Raw genomic sequence first — 19525 nt, 5'->3', positions numbered from 1 at the left:
TGCCCGGCCGCCACTACCCTTGGAGGGTGACTAACCCCGCCGACACCACCGCGCTCGAACAGCGCCCGGTCCTGGTCGTGGACTACGGCGCGCAGTACGCCCAGCTGATCGCCCGCCGGGTGCGCGACGCGAACGTCTACTCGGAGATCGTGCCGCACACGCTGAGCACCGAGCAGATCCTGGCGAAGAATCCGTCCGCGCTGATCCTCTCCGGTGGTCCCGCGAGCGTGTACGCCGACGGGGCGCCGAGCGTGCAGTCGGACCTGTTCGACGCGGGCGTGCCGGTGCTCGGCATCTGCTACGGCTTCCAGGCGATGACGCAGGCGCTCGGCGGCGAGGTCGCCCGCACCGGCCTGCGGGAGTACGGGTCCACGGTCGTCACCGCCGACGGCGGCACGCGCTCCCTGCTCGAGGGCACCCCCGAGTCCCAGACCGCGTGGATGAGCCACGGTGACAGCGTCAAGCGCGCCCCCGACGGGTTCGAGGTGCTCGCCAGCTCCGCCGGCGCCCCGGTCGCCGCCTTCGCCGACGAGACGCGGCGGCTCTACGGCGTGCAGTGGCACCCCGAGGTGCGCCACTCCGCGCACGGTCAGGCCGTGCTGGAGAACTTCCTGTTCCGGGGCGCGGGGCTGGCCCAGGACTGGACCACGGCCAACGTCATCGAGGAACAGGTCGAACGGATCCGCGAGCAGGTCGGTTCCGACCGGGTGATCTGCGGCCTCTCCGGCGGCGTCGACTCCGCCGTCGCGGCAGCCCTCGTCCAGCGGGCCATCGGCGACCAGCTCACCTGCGTCTTCGTCGACCACGGGCTCCTGCGCGAGGGAGAGGCCGAGCAGGTCGAACGCGACTTCGTCGCCGCCACCGGGGTCCGGCTGTACGTCGCCCGCGAGGCCGACCGGTTCCTCGGCGCCCTGGCCGGCGTCACCGACCCGGAGACCAAGCGCAAGATCATCGGCCGCGAGTTCATCCGCGCCTTCGAGGCCGCCGAGCAGGCCATCCTGACCGAGGCGTCGGCCACCGGTGAACGCGTCAGGTTCCTCGTCCAGGGCACGCTGTACCCGGACGTGGTCGAGTCCGGCGGGGGTGAGGGAGCCGCCACCATCAAGAGCCACCACAACGTGGGCGGGCTTCCCGAGGACGTCGAGTTCGAGCTGATCGAACCGCTGCGCACGCTCTTCAAGGACGAGGTCCGCGCGGTCGGCGCCCAGCTCGGGCTGCCCGCGGAGATCGTGGGCCGGCAGCCGTTCCCCGGCCCGGGCCTCGGCATCCGCATCATCGGCGAGGTCACCGGCGAACGGCTCGCGCTGCTGCGCCGGGCCGACGCCATCGCCCGCGAGGAACTGACCGACGCCGGCCTGGACGCCGAGGTCTGGCAGATGCCGGTCGTGCTGCTGGCCGACGTGCACAGCGTCGGCGTCCAGGGCGACGGCCGCACGTACGGGCACCCGATCGTGCTGCGGCCGGTCTCGAGCGAGGACGCCATGACCGCGGACTGGTCCCGGCTGCCGTACGACCTGGTCGCCCGGATCTCCAACCGCATCACCAACGAGGTGGAGGGCGTGAACCGGGTGGTGCTGGACGTGACCAGCAAACCCCCGGGCACCATCGAGTGGGAGTGACAACCCTGCCGACCCGCGCTGCCCGGTGCACGGGGTCGTGACGCACGGCGGCGCCGTGTGGGTCGGCCTGCCCGCTCGCTCGCCGCACGACCGATAGGCTCGACGTCATGTCCGACAGCTCCTCCCGACGACCTGTGCGCGCCGCCGCCACCGATGTCGACGCGACCGCCGCCGACACGGGCGACGTCGTTCCCGCGCCCTCGTCCGACGGGGCGGCCGAGCGCGACGCGACGGGGTCCACCCGCATCGACCCCGCCACCGTCGACGCGGCGTCCGGCACCGCGTCCGACGATACGGCCGCACCCGACGACGCCCCCTCCGGAACCGCGTCCAGCGGCCCGGCCGACGCGCCGTCCAGCGACGCGGCGCCCCCCGAGCCGCCGACCGAGGACCAGCTGCAGACCTGGCTGGAGGACCTCGACGGGTACAGCGGCGTGGACACGCTGCTGACCCTGCCGTCCGGGCCGCGCGCCCTCATCGACCTGACCCACGCGCACCCCTCGGGCATGGCGCAGTTGCTCTCCGGGCGCCGCACCCGGCTGACCACCCTGCTGCGGGACCCCGACCACAGCGCTCGGGCCGCGGCCGCCGCCCGCGCCCTGCGCACCCGCGTCCAGGAACTCGCCGCCGAGCACGGTATCGACGCCGCATACCTGGTGTTCGGCACCGCCACCTTCACCTCCTGGGGCGCCGGCACCCGTGGCCGGCTGCACGCCCCCGTGCTGATGGCCCGGATGGAGCTCTCCCTCCGACCGGGCTCCGACGACCACGAGATCCAGCTGACCGGGCAGGCCCGCGTCAACCCGGCCCTGCTGCGGCACGTCCGCCGCGAGTACGACGTGCGGATCGAGGAGCAGGAACTGCTGGCCGCGGCCACCGCCTCGGGCCGGTTCGACCCCCAACCCGTGCTGGAGCAGCTGCGCCAGGTCGGGGCCGGCATCCCGGACCTCACCGTCGAGTACCGACTGCTCGCCACCACGCTCGCGGACCTCTCGGAGCGGCTGCACGGCCTGGACCCACGGCACCCGGTGATCGGTGCGCTCGTCACCGGCCGGCCGGTGGGCGGCGACACGCACGCCTACCCCCCACTGGACGAGCGCGACCCCGCCCAGGAGTTCCTGGTCCTCGACGCCGACTCCTCCCAGCAGGAGGTGCTCGATCTGGTCCGGGCCGGCCGGTCGCTGACCGTCACCACCCCGCCCGGCAGCGGACAGACGCAGACGGCGGTCAACGCCGTCGCGACCCTGGCCGCGCAGGGCAAGACGGTGCTCGTCACCGCCGAGCGCAGGTCGAGCCTGCGGCAGTTCGCCGCGCGGATGGACGAGATCAACCTCGGGTCGACGGTGCTCCCGCTGGCGGACGCCGGCGAGTCCGCCACCCTGCGCTCCGCACTCGTGCGCGCGATCGTGCGCAACGAGAAGGCGGTGCCGCCCGACGTCGACCGGGTCCACGACACCCTGCGCCGCCACCGGGACCGACTCGCCGAGCACGTCCGTTCGCTCCACCAGGTCCGGGACCGGTGGAACTGCTCGCCGTACCAGGCGATGCAGGCCCTCGCCACCCTGACGGCCACCGAGCCGGCTCCCGCGACGCAGGTACGGCTCAAGCGCAGCGTGCTGGACGCGATGCTGGACCGGACCGAACTGGCCGAGCGGTTGCGCCGGGCAGCCGAACTCGGCAGCTTCTCCCGCGCCGCCTCCGTCAGCCCCTGGTTCGGGGCGCGGTTGATGAACCGGCAGCAGACCGCGGACGCACACCGGCTGGCCCAGCAGGCAGCCGAGCAGTTGCCGCCCCTGCGGCGTCGTCTCGACGAGGTCGCCACCGCCTCGGAGATCAGCCTGGGGGACAGCGCGAACGCGTGGGGGGAACAGCTCCGGTTGCTGCTCGCGGTGCGTGACACCCTGGACCGGTTCAACCCGGACATCTTCGACCGGCCGGTCAAGGACCTCATCGCGGCGACCGCCAGCAACGCGTGGCGGAGGGAGCGGGCCATCGAGATGAACTCGGTGCAGCGGTCCCGCCTGCGCCGCGTCGCCAAGGAGTACATCCGGCCGGGCGTCCACATCGCCGACCTGCACACGTCGCTGGTGGCGGTCGAGGGCCAGCGGCGGCAGTGGACGGCGATCGCCCGCACCCAGCGCCACCCGCGGATCCCCGCCGGCCTGGCCGAGATCGCCCGCCAGTTCGACGCGCTCGCGGCCCTGCTCGACCAGCTGGACGAGGTGCTGCCGGTGACGTCCGAGACGGGCCTGCGCACGCGGGGGGGCGAGGAGCTGCAGCAGGTGCTCGACTCCCTGGTGGCCGATCAGGAGACGCTCGCGACGCTGCCCGAGCGCACCATGCTGCTCGAGTCCATGCGTGAGCAGGGCATCGACGAACTGCTCGAGGACCTGGCCCGCCGTGAGGTGGGACCGGATGCCGTCGCCGCCGAACTGGAGCTGACCTGGTGGCAGTCCGCGCTGGAGGCCATGATCAGCGGCGACGACTTCCTGGCGATGGCCAGTGGTCAGACGCTGCGCACCATCGAGGCCGAGTACCGGCTCGCCGACGAGGCGCACATCGCCGCCGGCCCCGCCCGGCTGCAGACGATCCTCGCGCAGGCGTGGCGCCGCGGACTGCAGGCCGCGCCGGGCCAGGCGCAGGCGCTCAAGGAGGCACTGACCTCGGGGTCCATCACCGCCGCGGGATACTTCCTGCGCACGCCGGACCTGGTGTTGCCGCTCACGCCGGTGGTCACCGCGAGTCCCTTCGACCTGCCCGCCGGGGTTCCCGTGGGCACGCGGTTCGACGCGGTCGTCATCCTCGACGCCGAATCGACGTCGCTGCCGGCCGCGCTGCCGGCGATCGCCCGGTCCCGACAGGTGATCGCCCTCGGCGATCGGCACCTGGACGCGGTCGCCGCCTTCTCCGTGGACGCCGGCGTCGCGGCCTCGGACGCTGACCCACACATCCCCAGCGCCCTCGCCGCGCTGGCCGGGGTGCTGCCCGAGCGGACGCTCACCATGGTCTACCGGCAGGTCGACGACGGGCTCACCGCCCAGCTGAACGACCAGTTCTACGACGGCCGGCTCGAGTGGCTCTCGCCCCCGCCCGGCCGCGCCGGCGGTCTGGTCGTCGAGTACCTGCCGGACGGCACCGGGCTGCCCACCAGCGACGGCGACGTGGAGTCGACCGACGCCGAGGTGCGACGCGTCGTCGAGCTCGTGCTGCGGCACGCCGCCACTCGCCCCGCGCAGTCCCTCGCGGTCATCGCGGGCAACCGGCGGCACGCCGGACGCGTCGCGGACGCCATCCGCGACGCCGTGGCCGAGCACCCGGCGCACGCCGAGTTCTTCGCCTCCGGACCCGACGCGTTCCGGGTGGTGGACCTCGACCGGGCCGCCGGCGTCGTCCGGGACCGGATCATCCTCTCCCTCGGCTACGGCCGAACCCCGCACGGCAGGGTCCTCCACACGCTCGGCGACCTGTCCGGCGAGAACGGCCGCCGGCTCTTCGCGGTGGCCACCACCCGCGCGCGGCACCACCTGCACGTGCTCACCTGCTTCCACCCGGACGACCTCGACAAGATGAAGCTCCGCGAGGGCGCGCTGGACTACCACCAGCTGCTCGAACGCGGCCTGCAACCGCTCGAGCAGGCCGGCACGAGCATCCTCGCCGGCACGGTGGCGGACGGCGGGCGAATCACCGCACTGGCCACCGGCCACGTGCCGGAGCAGTCCGACACGGCGCCGTCGCCCCTGGTCACCGATCTCGCGCACCGGATCAGTGCCCGCGGGCTCGAGGTGCACGCGCACACCGGTGGCCTCGACCTCAGCGCCGTGCCGGCCGCACGGGGCGTCGCACCCACCGCGATGATCACCGACGGCTCCGAGCGGTACGGCGCCTACACGGTCCGGGAGCGCAGCCGGCTGCGGCCCGCCCTGCTGGAGCGGTCCGGGTGGACGTACCTGACTCTGTGGACCATCGAGGTCTTCAGCGACCCCGAGGGTCTCGCCGACCGGGTCGCCGGGTTCCTCAGTGCCGAGGCGCCCGCTTTCCTCACCGGTGCCCCGGCGGCGACGGCCGGGCCCGACGGCCGGACGGACGCCGACCCTTCTCCGGGAGCCGACGTCGACCGCCGGTCCGATCGAGCGGACGGTGCCGGCTCAGCCGATGGCGGTGCCGGAGACGACCGCGGTGACGGCGACGCGAGCCCGGCCGACGATCGTCGCGGTCTCGCGCCCGGAGAGCGGCGCGACGATGGCGCACCGGAGGGCTGACGCCGGGCCCACCCGCGCGCACGTCGCAGGCCCTGCACCCGACGTCGCGACGGGCGCACCGGCGAGCGAGACCGACACCGTGGTGCCGGACGACGCGGCGATTCCGGGGGTCGCGGACCCGGACGTCCCGAACGTCGCGGCGGCTGCCGGGCCCGACGGCGGTGGCCGTGCCGACCCGATGGACGGGGACCGTGCCGACTCGACCGGCGGCGACTCGAACGCTGCCGCGGACGGCGGTGTCTCGGACGGCGGTGTGTCGGACGGCGGCGGAGCCGGCCGGGCCGCCGATTCCGTGACCGCGATGCGGCTGGACGACGTGCTCGCCGCCGAGGACGACCCCCGACGCTGGGGTGGCCGCGGCGAGGAGACCGCGCCGGAGCACGATCGGTGGTTGCGGGACCAGCGGCCCCCGCACTGGGGCTGAACGCCCGGCGCTGACCCCGTCATCGATCCGGCTCCACGATCACGAGGGCGACCGTGCCGGTGCCGCCCGTGGCCGCGGCCAGGGCAGCGGCCACCGTGCGCGGCACGGCGACAACCGCCAGGGGCGTGTCCTCCTGCGCCGCCGGCCACACCCCGCCCGCCGCGGCCGAGCCGCCCGCCTCGGCCGACGTCCACAGGACCGTCACCGAGCGGGCGATGAGGCGGGCGGGGTCCCGGGCGGGAGCGGATCCCGCACCCGGGTCCTCCCGCCCGACGGCCACCACGTCCACGAGATCACCCGGCCGGAGCACCCGCAGCATCGTCGGGTCGGCGACGCGCAGGGGGACGGCGGAGCGACCGGGCGGTGCCCCGGTGAGCAGGCCGGGTCCGAGCAGGGCGGCATCGGTGACCGGGGAGCCTCGTCGCAGCGGGGCACCCAGCCGCCCGCCGGTCACCGCGGCGACACTCGTGACCGCGCCGTCCGGCACGGCGCCCGGGGGCCAATCGGTGCGCTCGAGATCCCCGCCGGTGAGAACGGCACCGGCGGGGAGATCGTGGGCCGCGACCACCACCGGAAGGGTCACCGCCGAAGCGGGCGTCAGCCCGTCGACCAGCACGCCGGCCGCCGCGCAGAGTAGCAGCGCGACCACCAGGCGACGCCGCCGCCGGACCAGGCGGACCAGCCGCCGCGGCAGCGACCGATCCGGCTCGACCCGGCGCAGTGGCAGACGGCCGGCCCGAGGGGCGCGGTCGTCGGGAGAGTCGTCGGGAAACCGGCCCGATGCACGCGTACGCGACATGCGGCCACGCTAGGCACGACGCGTCGCGGGCGGGCGACGCGGGCCGGGGGCGGTGGACAACGCGTGCAGCGAACCGCCCTGGGGAGGGAGTACCGACCCGCTGCGTGGCGTCAGTCGTTCCCCGACCGGTCCGACGGGGAGGGTGCCGAGCCCGCCTCGCGACCGTCGTCGTCGCGCAGGGAACTGACCATGCTCCGCAGGGCACGGAAGGCGCCGGTCTGCTCCGCCTCGGTCAGCCCGGCGAGCATCCTCAGCTCGACGGACCGCACGGCGACGGTCGCCTGCGCGAGGCTCTCCCGGCCGCGCGACGTGAGCCGGGTGGGGAGGGCCCGCCCGACCGGAGCCCGGGCGGGCCGGGTCACGAAGCCGTCGCGTTCCAGGGCCTGGAGCAGCACGTTCATCGACTGCCGGGTCACGAACGTGCCGCGCGCGAGGTCGGAATTGGACAGGCCCGGTCGCTGCGCCAGCAACTCGAGGCACGAGTAGTGCGTCACCGTCATCCCGAGCGGGCGCAGCACCTCCTCCATGGCGGCCCGGAGAGCGCTCGACGCCTCCTTCAGCAGGTAGCCCAGGGACGTCTCCAGGTCGACACCCTCTTGTCTCATGTCAGAAGTCTGACATACGCTGGCTCCGTGTCAGAAAACTGACATCAGTCGAGAGGGGCACCATCATGCCGGTCACCGGTCCCGATTTCATCTCACTCCAGGCGCGCGACCTCGAGGCCTCCCGGGCCTTCTACGAGCGGTACCTCGGACTCGTCCGCGCCCCGGCCGGACCTGCTCACGCCGTCGTCTTCGCCACCACGCCGATCGCGTTCGCCCTCCGGGACCTCGCACCGGGCACCGATCTCGACGCCGTCGCCCAGCCCGGTGTCGGCGCCGCGATCTGGCTCCATGCGACGGACGTCCAGGCCGTTCACGACGCCCTCGTGGCGGACGGCCACACGATCGTCGCCGCACCCGTGGACGGACCCTTCGGGCGGACCTTCACCTTCGCCGACCCGGACGGCTATCACATCACCCTGCACGACCGCGCCTGACCGGTCGAGCACGCGCGAACGCCGCCCCCGCCCAGGAGGGCGAGAACGGCGTGCGGATGGTCGACGGGCGCGGCCGCCGTCAGGCGCGGCTCAGGTGCTCGCCGGGGTGGCGGCGGGAGCGGGGGAGGAGCCGGTGGCGCCGGACGCGGCGGAACCGGAGGAACTCGCGCTCGACGGGGCGCCGGCCGGCTCGGAGGCGGAGCCGCTGGGGACCGTGCTGGTCGACCCGCTGCGGGAATCCGTCCGGTAGAAGCCCGAGCCCTTGAACACCACGCCCACCGAGGTGAACTTCTTGCGCAGCGTGCCCGAGCAGACCGGGCAGGTCGTCAGCGCGTCGTCGGAGAAGGACTGATGGATGTCGAACTGGTGACCGCAGTCCTTGCAGGCGTAGGCGTAGGTGGGCACGGGTGTTCCTCCGGAAGAGATGTGGACAATCCAGTACAACACGGAACGTCGCCGTCCTGTTCCCGGCGGCCCCCTCCGCGCAACGTCACGAGGACCGCAGGTCGATCACCCGCTCCGGGGTGAACACCAGATCCACCGGCTGGTCGTGCGGCATGACGTCGAAGGAGCCGGCGGGCAGCACCTCGTCGTCGTACACGACGGCGGCCAGCGCGCCGCGTCCTGGACGGTCGCGCCAGCGGGCGAGGAACCGGTCGTAGTAGCCGCCGCCCTGCCCGAGCCGCTGTCCCGTCGCGTCCACCGCGAGCGCGGGCACCAGGAGCAGCGCGACCTCGGGGGCGCCGTCGGCGCCGGCCCGGGGGTCGGCCAGGTCCACGGTCGGGCCGGGGGGATGGTCGATCGGGACCAGGGCGGAGCGCACCAGGGTCGTCGTGGGCGTCCACCGGGCCCAGCGCAACCGGAAGTCGGGTTCGCAGACCGGCAGAAGCACGGTGGCGCCCCGGGCGTGCAGGTCGGCGTTGACGACGTCGACCGGGGGCTCGGACGGCATCGGCTGGAAGGAGGCCACCGCGGCCCCGGGGCCCACGCCGTCCCACCAGCGACCGACCGCTGCGCGCAGCGCCGACCCCGCCCGATCCCGGTCCGCGGCGTCGAGCGCGGCGCGCGCCCGACGCAGCCGAGCGCGGGTGTGCGCCTTGGATTCCGGTTCACGTGTCACGCAGACGCCTCCCAGCAGTCGCACACCGCATTGACGGTAGCCTAGGCGAATGACCGATCAGCAGCGCGTCCGCAAGGCCGTGATCCCCGCGGCGGGGCTCGGCACCCGCTTCCTCCCGGCAACGAAGGCGATGCCCAAGGAGATGCTCCCCGTGGTCGACAAGCCGGCCATCCAGTACGTGGTCAAGGAGGCCGTCGACGCGGGCCTCGAGAACATCCTGATGATCACCGGTCGCAGCAAGCGCGCCCTCGAGGACCACTTCGACCGGGTGCCCTCGATCGAGGCCACCCTCGAGCAGAAGGGCGACACCGGCAAGCTGGCGGCGGTTCGCGAGTCCTCCAACCTCGGGGACATCCACTACCTGCGCCAGGGCGATCCGAAGGGTCTGGGCCACGCGGTGCTGCGCGCCGCCGGCCACGTCGGCGACGAGCCCTTCGCGGTGCTGCTCGGTGACGACATCATCGACGAGCGCGACGAGCTGCTCACGACGATGATCGAGGTGCAGGAGAAGACGGGCGGGTCCGTCGTCGCGCTGATGGAGGTCGACGAGGAGATGATCAGCTCCTACGGCGTCGCCGCCGTCAACGACGTCGCCGGCGAGGACTACGTGCAGGTCGACCACATGGTGGAGAAGCCCGCCCGGGACGAGGCGCCGTCCAACCTGGCGGTGATCGGTCGCTACGTGCTGCACCCGGCGGTGTTCGAGGTGCTCGAGGACACGCCGCCCGGCCGCGGCGACGAGATCCAGCTGACCGACGCGCTACAGACCCTCGCCCGGCGTGACGGCGACGGCGGCGGCGTGTACGGCGTCGTCTTCCGCGGTCGGCGGTACGACACGGGCGACAAGCTCAGCTACATCCAGGCCGTCATCACCCTCGCCTCGGACCGCGAGGACCTCGGCCCCGACCTGCGCGCGTGGATCAAGGAGTACGCCAGCAACCTCGCGGACGAACCGCGGGAGACCGTGGCCGCTCCCACCGAGTAGTCGGCCGGTGTCCCCGACAGGGCCGTGGCCGGTCACCCTCGGCTGGGGGCCGCTCACGCTCCGCCCGATCCGCCACCGGGACCGCGCGGAGTGGGATCAGGTGCGTGCACGGAACGTGCAATGGCTCGGCCCCTGGGAGGCGAGCAACCCGGAGCCCGGCGGTCGGCTGCCCAGCTTCCGCCAGATGGTCGCCTCCCTGAAGGCCCAGGCGCGGACCGGGACGGCGCTCCCGTTCGTCATCACGGAGGCGCGTGAGACGCAGTCCCGGCTGGTCGGTCAGCTCACCGTCTCGTCGATCACCTACGGCTCGTTGATGGGGGCGACCCTGGGGTACTGGGTGGATCAGGGGAGCGCCGGGCGGGGCATCGCTCCGACCGCCGTCGCGCTCGCCACCGACCACTGCTTCGGCACGCTGGGGCTGCACCGGATGGAGATCAACATCCGGCCGGAGAACGAGCGCAGCCTGCGCGTGGTGCAGAAGCTGGGGTTCCGTGACGAGGGGCTGCGCCGCGCGTACCTGCACATCGACGGACAGTGGGCGGATCACCGCACCTTCGCGATGACCGCCGACGAGGTGCCGGGCGGCCTGCTGCACCGCTGGGTGACCGAGGGCGCCGTCGGCTGACGCCTCGACGAGGGGCGTCGCCCGAACGCGGCACCGACACACCCCGCCAATCCGCGGATTCGACGGCACTTCACCCTACCGTGGAAGCGTGGACGTCTTCTCCCTGAACAGCTCGATCATCCTGGTCGTCACGATCGGGTTGTGGCTGGTGTGGGTCGTCCCGTACGCGCTGCGCAAGCGCCACCGCCCGATCGTCGCGCAGGTCGCCCTGCGGTCCGTCGCGACGACCGACACCACCACCGCCGACCCCGCCGGGCCGGCCACCTCCGAGAACCAGGGGATGACGATGCTCAAACTCCGTGACGGCTCCTTCGGCTCGTTCTCCGCGTCGCGGGGCGCCTCCGCGGTGGTGCCGGCGAGCGCGGCCGGCCTGCGCATCCGCTGGGACCGGATGTCGATCGCCGGCATCGGTCTGATCGCCCTCTTCGCGGCGCTGGTCACCGGCGTCGTGTCCCTCGTGACCACCCTGCCGGTGGCCGTGCCGCTCGTGCTGCTGCTCGTGTTCGTGGGCACCGTCGCGGGTCTGCGGGCGCTGGCGGTCCGGGACCGGCGGCGGAAGGTCGATGCCGCCATCGACGCCGCTATCGACGGCGCTCAGGAGGCGGACCATGCGCGCGCCCGCGTCGACGACGATCGCCCGACTCCGCTGTTCGACGCCGCCGCGGCGGAGCACCAGCCGGCCACGATGAACGCCGAGGAACTGCGGGAGGCCGCCCGGTCCCTCGCCGCGTCGATCGGGGACGCTCCGCGTCCGGAGCGTCCGGCCGAGTCGGCGTGGCAGCCGGTCGCCGTGCCGCGGCCCACCTACGTCGACGCGGAGCGCGCTGCCCGTCCCGCGCCCGAGCCGCTGCAGCTGCCCGAGTCCCCGCGCCCGGCGACTCGCACGTCGATCCGCGCGGCCGAGGCGGGCCGCCGCGACGTCACGGCCGGCCACGAGGGCACCGGGCAGCTGGGCGACCTGGACGAGGTGCTGCGCCGCCGCCGGGGCGCCTGAGCCGTTTTGGTGATCACGGGCTCCAGGCGGTAGATTGGAGCCTCGCAAGGGGCTATGGCGCAGTTGGTAGCGCGTCTCGTTCGCAATGAGAAGGTCTGGGGTTCGAATCCCCATAGCTCCACGACACCAGCACACCGAAGGGCCCCGCCGGATGGCGGGGCCCTTCGTCGTCTCCCGCACGGGCCTCGCCCGTCCGGTGTCGTGACAGGGTGGGACTCCGAACGACGCCACGAAGGAGGCGGCCATGCGGTGGTATTCGGATTTCCCCGGTCGGAGAGCGGCGGAGATCGTCGGCGACGTGCTCGCGGCGGCCGTGCTCGCCGGCGGCGTCGCCCTCGCACTCGCCCTGCACACCGCGATCGTGAGCCTGGAGGCGATCGGCGGGAAGATGCAGCAGTCCGGCAGCGATCTGGCTTCCACCATGACCTCCGTCGGGCAGAACCTCGCCGGGATCCCCCTGATCGGCGACGCGGTGCGGGCGCCCTTCGACTCCGCGAGCGCCGCCGGTGGGACCCTCGCCGACGCGGGCTCCCAGTGGCAGAGCCGGGTGCACCTGATCGCCGGACTGGCGGGGTGGACGGTCGTCGCGCTCGTCGTGCTGATCGTCGCGCTGGGCTGGGTGCGGCCCCGGGTCCGGGACGCCGTGCGGCGCGCGTCCCTGGCGCGCCTGGCCGCCTCGGCGGCCTCCCTGGACCTGCTCGCGCTCCGGGCGCTCACGACGCTGCCGATCCGCGGTGTCCTGGAGGCCGGCGTCGACGCCGCTGAAGGTTGGCGCCGCGGCGATCCCACCACCATCGGCAGGCTCGCCGCCCTCGAGCTGCGCCGTGCGGGTGTGCGCCTCGACACCCCGTGACCCGTCGTCTCCCGGAGTCGACGATCGGGTCGGTGGCGACCCACGTCGACTACCCCCTGGCCGTCGGCCACGCGGAAGCGATCAGGCGACGGGAGTGGTGAGGGCGCGAGTGCTCACCGATCCGTGCTGCCGGACTCCGAGAGGTTCTCGCTGGCCCATTCACCGAGGCGCTCCAGGACGGGGATGAGGTTCTCTCCCGCCCCGGTCAGCGCGTAGTCCACCGAGAGCGGCGGCCCGGCGTCGACGTGGCGGGACACGAGCCCCACCCCGGTCAGCTCGGCCAGCCGATCCGAGAGCACCGCATCGCTGATGCCGGTGACGGCGCGGCGCACGGCCGAGAAGCCCAGCCGGCCGCCGCTGAGCGCGTCGAGGATCATGCCGTTCCAGCGCTTGCCCAGCACCGAGAACGCGAGGGAGACGGCTTCGTCGCACCTCGGTCGTCCGTCCTCGGGATCCTCCATCCCTCGATCATACGACGTGCTACGATCCCGATAGCCGCTATGAAAAACATAGTTGCTATGTCGATTGAAGGGGAAGTCCGTGAACCTGTTCCGCCTGGATGCCAGCATCATGCCGGCGACGTCAGCGACCCGCGCCCTCGGTGACCTCGTCGAGGCCGAGTGGTCGAACGCCCACCCCGGGACGGTCGTGCGGCGTCGCGACCTCGCCGCCGAGCCGATCGCCGCCGACGTGTGGCAGCAGGCGCTCGCCGCGTCGTTCGCCCCCGCGGACGGCCGCACGCCGGAGCAGCACGAGGCGCACGCGCTCGCGACCGCCCTGGCCGATGAACTCATCGACGCCGACGCCCTGTTGCTGACCGTCCCGCTCTACAACTTCGGGGTGTCCCAGCACGTCAAGACCTGGTTCGACGTCGCGTACGGTGACCCGCGGATCGGCCCGGCCGGCACGGCCCTGGTCGGCAAGCCCGCCGTGCTGGTCACCGCTCTCGGCGGCAACTACGATGCCGGCACCCCGAAGGAGGGCTGGGACCACTCGACGCCGTGGCTGCGGCGCGTGCTCGAGGACGTCTGGGGTCTCGATCTGCAGGTCGTCCAGCGGGCGTTCACGCTGGTGGGGGTGAACCCCGCGCTCGACCAGTTCACCGACCTGGCCGGCGACCTGCGCGAGAAGGCCGAGTCCGACGCGCGCGACGCCGGCAGGGCGATCGCCGCCCGCGTGCGAGCACGGGCCGCCTGACGCCGCCGGGCGCCCGGGGCGCCCGGGGGCGCCGGCCGGCCGATCAGTCGCCGGCGCCCCGCGCCCGCGTCAGGCCCCACCCGACCAGGGCCGCGCTCACCAGGGTGAGGGCGGCGCCGGCCCAGCCGAGGGCGTCGACGAGCCGTGCGGCCTGCCCGGCCGTCCGGCCGGGAGCCGTGACGTCGCCGCCGATCAGGGCCGCGAGGATGGTCCCGCTGACGGCGATGCCGACCGCCGTGGCCACCTCGCTGGCCGTGTCCACCAGCGCGGCGCCGATGGTGGTGCGGTCCCCGGGCAACCCGCGCATCACGTTGGTGCCCGCCACCACGCCGACGATGCGCATGCCTCCACGCCAGGTCGTCAATAGATGCACGAAACGCGTCCTCGCAACCGCTTGCGTCGACATCTATTGACGACCTGGCGGAAGAGGCGGACCGATAGGCTGCGGCGATGACGCAGACGAACCCGCGGAGCCGGGTGTGGGTGTCCGGGCTCGACGGCGGCCGGGAGCTGGTGCTGGAGACCGACCGGCACGTGGAGGCCCCGAACTGGGCGGTGGACGATACCCTGCTGCTCAACGCCGACGGCCGGCTCTGGCGGCTGCCCGTCGACGGCACCGGGGAACTCACCGAGGTCCCGGCCGCGGGCCTGCCACCCGTGAACAACGACCACGTGCTCGCGCCCGACGGGCCCACCGTCTACGCCTCCGCCGAGGACGGTCATCTGTACGCGTTGCCACGGCACGGCGGCCCCGCTCGACGGATCACGAGCACACCCGGCCGCCGGCACTACCTGCACGGAGCCAGCCCCGACGGCGCGACCCTGGTCTACGTCGCCCTCGACGACGACCCGGCGGGCCGCGAAGCCGAGCCCGCCCATCTGCGGCTGATCGGCGTCGACGGCGGCAACGACCGGGGACTGACCGAGGACCGCGCGGCGACCGGCACGGCCGGGCCTGACGACGGCCCCGAGTTCTCCGCGGACGGCGACTGGGTGTACTTCACCACCGAGACGTGGGCGGAGACACCCGGTCACGCGCAGATCGCCCGGATCCGCCCCGACGGGACGGGCCTGGAGCGCCTGACCCACGGCGAGCGGGTGCACTGGTTCCCCCACGTCGCACCGACCGGCACCCACGCCGTCTACCTCAGCTACCCGCCCGGCACCACGGGCCACCCCGCGGACCTGCCCGTCGAGCTCGTCGTCGTCGAGCTGCCGGACTGGGACACCCTGGTCGCGACCATCGCCCTACTCGGCGGCCAGGGCACCATCAATGTGCCCAGCTGGTCGTCCGACGGCACCCAATTCGCCTGGGTCGAGTACCCCGCCTGACCCCCAGACGGAATCGCCAGGTCGTCAATAGATGTCGACGCAAGCGGTTACGACGGCCTGGAAGGAACATCTATTGACGACCTGGCGCGGGACGCGTGGGACCCGGGGGACCCCGGGGCGGGGGTCAGAGGAACCGGGCCAGACGCGGGTAGACCCGGCGGGCGTTGCCCTCCAGCACGGCGGTCAGGTCCACCGGGGGCAGCCCGGCCGCCTCGACGTACCGGCGGGTGTCGTCGAAGTGCTGGCCGGTGCGCGGGTCGACGCCACGGACGGCGCCGATCATCTCGGAGGCGAACAGCACATTGGCCACGGGCACCACGTCGAGCAGCAGGTCGATGCCGACCTGGTGGTAGACGCACGTGTCGAGGAAGACGTTGCCGAGCAGGTGCTCCTCCAGATCCGGCTTGCCCAGGGCCTGGGCCAGCCCCCGGAACCGCCCCCAGTGGTACGGCACCGCGCCGCCGCCGTGCGGGATGACGAGGCGCAGCTGGGGGAAGTCGGCGAACAGGTCGCCCTGCAGCAGTTGCATGAACACGGTGGTGTCCGCGTTCAGGTAGTGCGCTCCGGTGGTGTGGAACGCCGGGTTGACGCTCGTGCTCACGTGCACCATGGCGGGCAGGTCGTGCGCGCACAGCGCCTCGTACAGCGGGTACCAGGACCGGTCCGTCAGCGGCGGCGCGGTCCAGTGCCCGCCGGAGGGGTCCGGGTTGAGGTTGACGGCGACGACGTCGTGCTCGGCGATCGCCCGCTCCAGGTCCGGCACGCACGTGGCCGGGGCCGCGCCGGGCGACTGGGCGAGCATGGCCGCCGGCGCGAACCGGCCGGGGAACAGGCCGGCGACCCGCGCGCACAGCTCGTTGCAGATCCGCGCCCAGGACCGGGACGTCTCGAGGTCGCCGACGTGGTGCGCCATGAAGGAGGCCCGCGGGGAGAACACCGTCAGATCGATGCCGCGGGCGTCCATCTGCCGCAACTGGTTCGCCGCGACGCTCTCCCGCAGCTCGTCGTCACCGATCCGCAGGTCCTCCGGCGACGGCGGCGCGGTGCCGTGCTCGACGGCGGCGACCTGCCGGTCCCGCCACGCGCCGAGGGCGTCGGGCGCCGTCGTGTAGTGCCCGTGGACGTCGATGATCACCGGTGCACCCGTCCCGATTCAGTCCCGCACGACCGGGGTGCCGTGGGTGTGGAAGGTCTCGATGGTCTTCATGCCCCAGGCCTGCCCCTTCTTCCGTTCCTCCTGCGTCCACTCGACGACGGGCGAGTCCGGGTCCAGGAGCAGGCGCGCCCCGGCGTTGGCGAACTCGATCCGGTTCCCGCCCGGCTCCCACACGTAGAGGAAGAACGTCTGGTTGATGGCGTGCTTGTGCGGGCCGGACTCGATGTGGATGCCGTTCTCGAGGAAGATGTCGGCGGCCTTGAGGATGTCCTCGCGGGTGTCCGGGGCGAAGGCGACGTGGTGCAGCCGGTTGCCGTGCTTGAGCCAGTCGTCCGAGTAGACGATGTCGTAGGACTTGTTGTTGAAGTGGAACCACCAGGCGGCGTATCCGCCCTCGTCCAGGGCGATCCGCTCGGACTCCCGCCCGCCCAGCACGTCGGCGACGAACCGGCCGTTGGCGACGACGTCCTTCGCGAGGTAGTTGATGTGGTCCAGGCGCCGGGCGTTCACCCCGCGGCCGGGGAAGGCGGAGGCCTGGTTCTTCAGGGCCGGCTTGTCGTCCGTCGCGACGTACCGCTCGGTGTCCCAGTAGATGCCCATGTCGTGGCCGTCCGGGTCGCGGAACGTGTAGGTGCGGCCGGTGCCGACCTCGCCGTCCTCCCAGCCGACGCCGAGCCCGGCCGCCTCGATCGCGGCGACCCGGCGGTCCAGCGCCTCGGCGCTGGTGGTGCGGAACGTCGTCCGCCCGACGCCGGCGTCGTCGGACGCGGTGAGCTTCAGCGTCCATCGCTGGTACTCGTCCCAGGTGCGCAGGTAGACCGAGTCGCCCTCCTCGGCCACGACGCGCATGGCCAGCAGGTCCCGGAAGAACCCGAGGCTCTGCTCGAAGGTGGGCGTGAGCAGTTCGACGTTGCCCAGGTGCGCGATGTCGAACGAGGTGGAGTCCGTCATGTCGGTCCTTTCCGGGGGTGAGTGAGGTGGTGGCGGGAGCGGGAGGGTCAGGTACGGGGGAAGACGACGCCGTCGAAGAGCTTGCGCGCGGTTCGCACCACGGCGGAGCGGCCGATCCGGACGGCGTCGGGCCGGACGGCCGTGGCGGCGGGACCGGCGTCGTCGACGTGGACGTCGACGTCGACCATCAGATGCCCGGAGGGGTGCTCGAGGTCGGCGCGACCGGTGCCCGGCGGCGCGGCACGGATCAGGTCGTGCCCCACCGCGCCGGGCACGCGCAGCGCGGTGACGGCGCTGACGCCAGCCAGCACCCCGAGGGACTGGTGCGGCGTGACGGGGATGAAGGACTGGAGCCGGACGTCGCCCCCGTCCCGGGCCGCGGACACCGCCACGGTCTTGGGCACGGACTGCCCGGCGGTGTCCCCGAGGCCCATCAGGGTCCCGGCCCGCCGGCGCAGGTCGTCGACGCGAGCCTGCAGCGCGGTGGCGGCGGCGAGGTCGTCGAACGTCTCCTCACCGGTCAGGCCGAGGTCCGCGGCCCGCACGAGGACCACGGGCATCCCGTTGTCGACGCAGGTCACCTCGATGTCCTCGACCGTGTCGACGAGGTTGCCGGTGGGGAACAGGGCGCCCGTGGCCGAGCCCTCGGTGTCGCTGAAGGCCAGGGTGACCGGTGCGGCGGTCCCGGGTACGCCGGCGATCGCGACGTCGCCCGCGTAGCGGGGCCGGCCGCCGGGAGTGGGGAAGGTGGCGGCCGCGATGCTGTCGGAGTTGACCATCCGGATCCGCACCGTGGTCTGCGCGTCGGTCTCCGCCCCCGCGGGCACCAGGCCGCGCTCGACGGCGAACGGCCCGACGGCCGCGAGGATGTTGCCGCAGTTCTGCCGGTCGCTGACGGTCGGCTCGTCGACGCCGAGCTGGAGGAAGAGGTAGTCCACGTCGGCGTCGTCATCGGTCGCGACGGAGACGACGGCGACCTTGCTGGTCAGGGACGTGGCGCCGCCGAGCCCGTCGATCTGCCGCGGGTCCGGGGTGCCCATGATGCGCAGCAGCAGGTCGTCGCGCTCGGCCGGGTCGGCGGGCAGGTCCTCCGCGAGGAACACCCCGGCCTTCGAGGTCCCGCCGCGCATCCACATGCAGCGGATCCCGTCGCGGACGGCGTCGTCGCCGGCGCCGGTCACGGCAGGTCCTCGTGCTTGACGTACGCGACGCCGAGCTCGCGCAGTTTCGCGCGCAGCCCGTAGCGGTCCAGGCCGAGTTCGCCGCCGCGGAAGGCGGCGCGGGTGGCCTCCTCCTTCGCGGCCCGGGCCTCGGCCGCGGTGAGCGCCTCGGTGGACCGTTCCCGCGGGACGCACACGACGCCGTCGTCGTCGGCCACGATCACGTCCCCCGGGGTGATCAGCTGCCCGCCGATGACGACGGGCAGATTGACGTGTCCGGCGGTCTCCTTGACCGAGCCCTGGGCGCTGACGGCGCTGGACCAGGCGGGGAAGCCCATGGTGCGCAGTTCGGCCACGTCCCGCACGCCGCAGGCGAGCACGACGCCGCGGACGCCGCGCGTGGCCAGGGCCGTGGCGAACAGCTCGCCGAACAGGCCGTCCTGGCTGGGCGAGGAGGTGGCCACGACGAGGATGTCCCCGTCGCCGCACTGTTCGACGGCGGCGTGGATCATGAGGTTGTCGCCGGGCCAGCACAGGGCCGTGACGGCGGTGCCGCCGACACGGGCGCCGGGCCAGGCGGGCCGGATGGCCGGGCCGAGGAATCCGGCGCGACCGAGGGCCTCGTGCACGGTGGCCGTGCCGTGCTCGCCGAGCCGGCGGGCGACGTCGGCGTCCGCGCGCGGGGGGTCGGTGACGATCACGGTCCGGGCGCTCACCCGAGGACGCCGTCTCTCGTGCTCTCGGCGGTCATGCGCGTCCTCCCTGGGGTCGAGCCGGCGTCGTCGCCGGTGTTCGCGTCGGCCGGCTGGACCCGGGGGCGTGGAACGGTCGGCGAACGGATGAGGGAAGCCTACGAACTCACCGACGAAATTGGCAACAATTTTGCCGGTGAATGCTGGGCGGGGTTACGTGAACCTCAGACCCTATGAGGGTGCGGGTTGCCTGGGTCTTGAGGCCGGGGCCTCGCGTATGCAGTGATTCGTGGATCACTCGCTCGGTCGGCGGGCGGGTG

20 protein-coding genes and 1 tRNA gene are annotated in these 19525 nt (G+C 73.4%); 11 read left to right on the top strand and 10 right to left on the bottom strand.

Annotation, left to right across the window (positions count from 1 at the left end):
* The first annotated feature begins 26 nt into the window (after positions 1-26).
* The 3 genes from guaA to IEX22_RS05250 all read left to right on the top strand — a co-directional run bounded on the left by guaA (position 27) and on the right by IEX22_RS05250 (position 6302).
* On the top strand, positions 27-1619 hold the full coding sequence (gene guaA, locus IEX22_RS05260; RefSeq protein WP_188667149.1) for a glutamine-hydrolyzing GMP synthase: 1593 nt from the start codon (positions 27-29) through the stop codon (positions 1617-1619).
* Positions 1620-1726: 107 nt separating this feature from the next.
* Positions 1727-5878 (top strand): AAA family ATPase, encoded by a 4152-nt coding sequence (locus IEX22_RS16010; protein ID WP_188667146.1) that lies wholly within the window; start codon positions 1727-1729, stop codon positions 5876-5878.
* A 79-nt stretch (positions 5879-5957) separates the two neighbouring features.
* Complete coding sequence (locus IEX22_RS05250) at positions 5958-6302, top strand: hypothetical protein (protein ID WP_188667144.1); 345 nt, start codon at positions 5958-5960, stop codon at positions 6300-6302.
* Positions 6303-6321: 19 nt separating this feature from the next.
* On the opposite strand, the gene cpaB is transcribed toward IEX22_RS05250, so the two are convergent.
* Together cpaB and IEX22_RS05240 are read right to left on the bottom strand one after the other, a co-directional pair.
* On the bottom strand, positions 6322-7101 hold the full coding sequence (gene cpaB / locus IEX22_RS05245) for a Flp pilus assembly protein CpaB (RefSeq protein WP_229659787.1): 780 nt from the start codon (positions 7099-7101) through the stop codon (positions 6322-6324).
* A 110-nt stretch (positions 7102-7211) separates the two neighbouring features.
* Entirely contained in the window at positions 7212-7706 is a 495-nt protein-coding gene (locus IEX22_RS05240; RefSeq protein ID WP_188667142.1) for a MarR family winged helix-turn-helix transcriptional regulator, read from the bottom strand.
* A gap of 65 nt (positions 7707-7771) precedes the next feature.
* On the opposite strand from IEX22_RS05240, the gene IEX22_RS05235 reads away from it, so the two are divergent.
* Positions 7772-8140 (top strand): VOC family protein, encoded by a 369-nt coding sequence (locus tag IEX22_RS05235; RefSeq protein ID WP_188667140.1) that lies wholly within the window; start codon positions 7772-7774, stop codon positions 8138-8140.
* Positions 8141-8230: 90 nt separating this feature from the next.
* On the opposite strand, the gene IEX22_RS05230 is transcribed toward IEX22_RS05235, so the two are convergent.
* Together IEX22_RS05230 and IEX22_RS05225 are read right to left on the bottom strand one after the other, a co-directional pair.
* Positions 8231-8545, bottom strand: a complete 315-nt coding sequence (locus IEX22_RS05230; RefSeq protein ID WP_188667138.1) for an FmdB family zinc ribbon protein — start codon at positions 8543-8545, stop codon at positions 8231-8233.
* 85 nt (positions 8546-8630) lie between these two features.
* Complete coding sequence (locus IEX22_RS05225) at positions 8631-9260, bottom strand: 5-formyltetrahydrofolate cyclo-ligase (protein ID WP_188667136.1); 630 nt, start codon at positions 9258-9260, stop codon at positions 8631-8633.
* 49 nt (positions 9261-9309) lie between these two features.
* Here IEX22_RS05225 and galU point away from each other — a divergent pair, with 49 nt between their 5' ends.
* The 5 genes from galU (at position 9310) to IEX22_RS05200 (ending at position 12717) form a co-directional block, all read left to right on the top strand.
* Entirely contained in the window at positions 9310-10245 is a 936-nt protein-coding gene (gene galU / locus IEX22_RS05220) for a UTP--glucose-1-phosphate uridylyltransferase GalU (protein ID WP_188667133.1), read from the top strand.
* 7 nt (positions 10246-10252) lie between these two features.
* The gene (locus tag IEX22_RS05215) at positions 10253-10870 is read left to right on the top strand and encodes a GNAT family N-acetyltransferase (RefSeq protein WP_188667131.1); all 618 of its coding nucleotides are present in this window, start codon (positions 10253-10255) and stop codon (positions 10868-10870) included.
* A gap of 88 nt (positions 10871-10958) precedes the next feature.
* Entirely contained in the window at positions 10959-11864 is a 906-nt protein-coding gene (locus IEX22_RS05210; RefSeq protein WP_188667129.1) for a hypothetical protein, read from the top strand.
* Between the two features lie 48 nt (positions 11865-11912).
* Positions 11913-11985, top strand: a tRNA-Ala gene (locus IEX22_RS05205).
* Between the two features lie 123 nt (positions 11986-12108).
* Positions 12109-12717 carry a hypothetical protein gene (locus IEX22_RS05200; RefSeq protein ID WP_188667127.1) on the top strand — a complete coding sequence of 203 codons (609 nt, stop codon included), beginning with the start codon at positions 12109-12111 and terminating at the stop codon, positions 12715-12717.
* A 113-nt stretch (positions 12718-12830) separates the two neighbouring features.
* Here IEX22_RS05200 and IEX22_RS05195 read toward each other — a convergent pair whose 3' ends face one another.
* A complete protein-coding gene (locus IEX22_RS05195) occupies positions 12831-13178 on the bottom strand; it encodes a winged helix-turn-helix transcriptional regulator (protein ID WP_188667125.1) in 348 nt (115 codons plus the stop codon).
* Positions 13179-13257: 79 nt separating this feature from the next.
* Here IEX22_RS05195 and IEX22_RS05190 point away from each other — a divergent pair, with 79 nt between their 5' ends.
* Complete coding sequence (locus IEX22_RS05190) at positions 13258-13914, top strand: FMN-dependent NADH-azoreductase (RefSeq protein WP_188667123.1); 657 nt, start codon at positions 13258-13260, stop codon at positions 13912-13914.
* 43 nt (positions 13915-13957) lie between these two features.
* Here IEX22_RS05190 and IEX22_RS05185 read toward each other — a convergent pair whose 3' ends face one another.
* Complete coding sequence (locus tag IEX22_RS05185; protein WP_188667121.1) at positions 13958-14257, bottom strand: hypothetical protein; 300 nt, start codon at positions 14255-14257, stop codon at positions 13958-13960.
* 107 nt (positions 14258-14364) lie between these two features.
* On the opposite strand from IEX22_RS05185, the gene IEX22_RS05180 reads away from it, so the two are divergent.
* Entirely contained in the window at positions 14365-15246 is an 882-nt protein-coding gene (locus IEX22_RS05180) for a TolB family protein (protein ID WP_188667119.1), read from the top strand.
* Positions 15247-15370: 124 nt separating this feature from the next.
* On the opposite strand, the gene IEX22_RS05175 is transcribed toward IEX22_RS05180, so the two are convergent.
* The 4 genes from IEX22_RS05175 to IEX22_RS05160 are packed head-to-tail and all read right to left on the bottom strand — an operon-like array spanning position 15371 to position 19229.
* A complete protein-coding gene (locus IEX22_RS05175; protein WP_188667116.1) occupies positions 15371-16381 on the bottom strand; it encodes an amidohydrolase family protein in 1011 nt (336 codons plus the stop codon).
* 18 nt (positions 16382-16399) lie between these two features.
* On the bottom strand, positions 16400-17353 hold the full coding sequence (locus IEX22_RS05170) for a VOC family protein (RefSeq protein ID WP_188667114.1): 954 nt from the start codon (positions 17351-17353) through the stop codon (positions 16400-16402).
* A gap of 47 nt (positions 17354-17400) precedes the next feature.
* On the bottom strand, positions 17401-18534 hold the full coding sequence (locus tag IEX22_RS05165) for a 4-oxalomesaconate tautomerase (protein WP_229659786.1): 1134 nt from the start codon (positions 18532-18534) through the stop codon (positions 17401-17403).
* On the bottom strand, positions 18531-19229 hold the full coding sequence (locus tag IEX22_RS05160; protein ID WP_188667113.1) for a 4-carboxy-4-hydroxy-2-oxoadipate aldolase/oxaloacetate decarboxylase: 699 nt from the start codon (positions 19227-19229) through the stop codon (positions 18531-18533). Before IEX22_RS05160 ends, IEX22_RS05165 begins: the two co-directional genes overlap by 4 nt.
* Positions 19230-19525: the final 296 nt, after the last annotated feature.

This window comes from Tersicoccus solisilvae, from assembly GCF_014643255.1.
In the GTDB taxonomy this organism is placed as follows: Bacteria; Actinomycetota; Actinomycetes; order Actinomycetales; family Micrococcaceae; genus Tersicoccus; species Tersicoccus solisilvae.
This window is presented reverse-complemented; position numbering and strand designations above follow the sequence as displayed.

Excerpts from the sequence above, each read along its gene's own strand:
- IEX22_RS05195 (WP_188667125.1), bottom strand. The coding sequence starts at position 13,178 with ATGGAGGATCCCGAGGACGGACGACCGAGGTGCGACGAAGCCGTCTCC.
- IEX22_RS05180 (WP_188667119.1), top strand. The coding sequence starts at position 14,365 with ATGACGCAGACGAACCCGCGGAGCCGGGTGTGGGTGTCCGGGCTCGAC.
- IEX22_RS05185 (WP_188667121.1), bottom strand. The coding sequence starts at position 14,257 with ATGCGCATCGTCGGCGTGGTGGCGGGCACCAACGTGATGCGCGGGTTG.
- IEX22_RS05240 (WP_188667142.1), bottom strand. The coding sequence starts at position 7,706 with ATGAGACAAGAGGGTGTCGACCTGGAGACGTCCCTGGGCTACCTGCTG.
- IEX22_RS05200 (WP_188667127.1), top strand. The coding sequence starts at position 12,109 with ATGCGGTGGTATTCGGATTTCCCCGGTCGGAGAGCGGCGGAGATCGTC.
- IEX22_RS05235 (WP_188667140.1), top strand. The coding sequence starts at position 7,772 with ATGCCGGTCACCGGTCCCGATTTCATCTCACTCCAGGCGCGCGACCTC.
- galU (WP_188667133.1), top strand. The coding sequence starts at position 9,310 with ATGACCGATCAGCAGCGCGTCCGCAAGGCCGTGATCCCCGCGGCGGGG.
- IEX22_RS16010 (WP_188667146.1), top strand. The coding sequence starts at position 1,727 with ATGTCCGACAGCTCCTCCCGACGACCTGTGCGCGCCGCCGCCACCGAT.
- cpaB (WP_229659787.1), bottom strand. The coding sequence starts at position 7,101 with ATGTCGCGTACGCGTGCATCGGGCCGGTTTCCCGACGACTCTCCCGAC.
- IEX22_RS05170 (WP_188667114.1), bottom strand. The coding sequence starts at position 17,353 with ATGACGGACTCCACCTCGTTCGACATCGCGCACCTGGGCAACGTCGAA.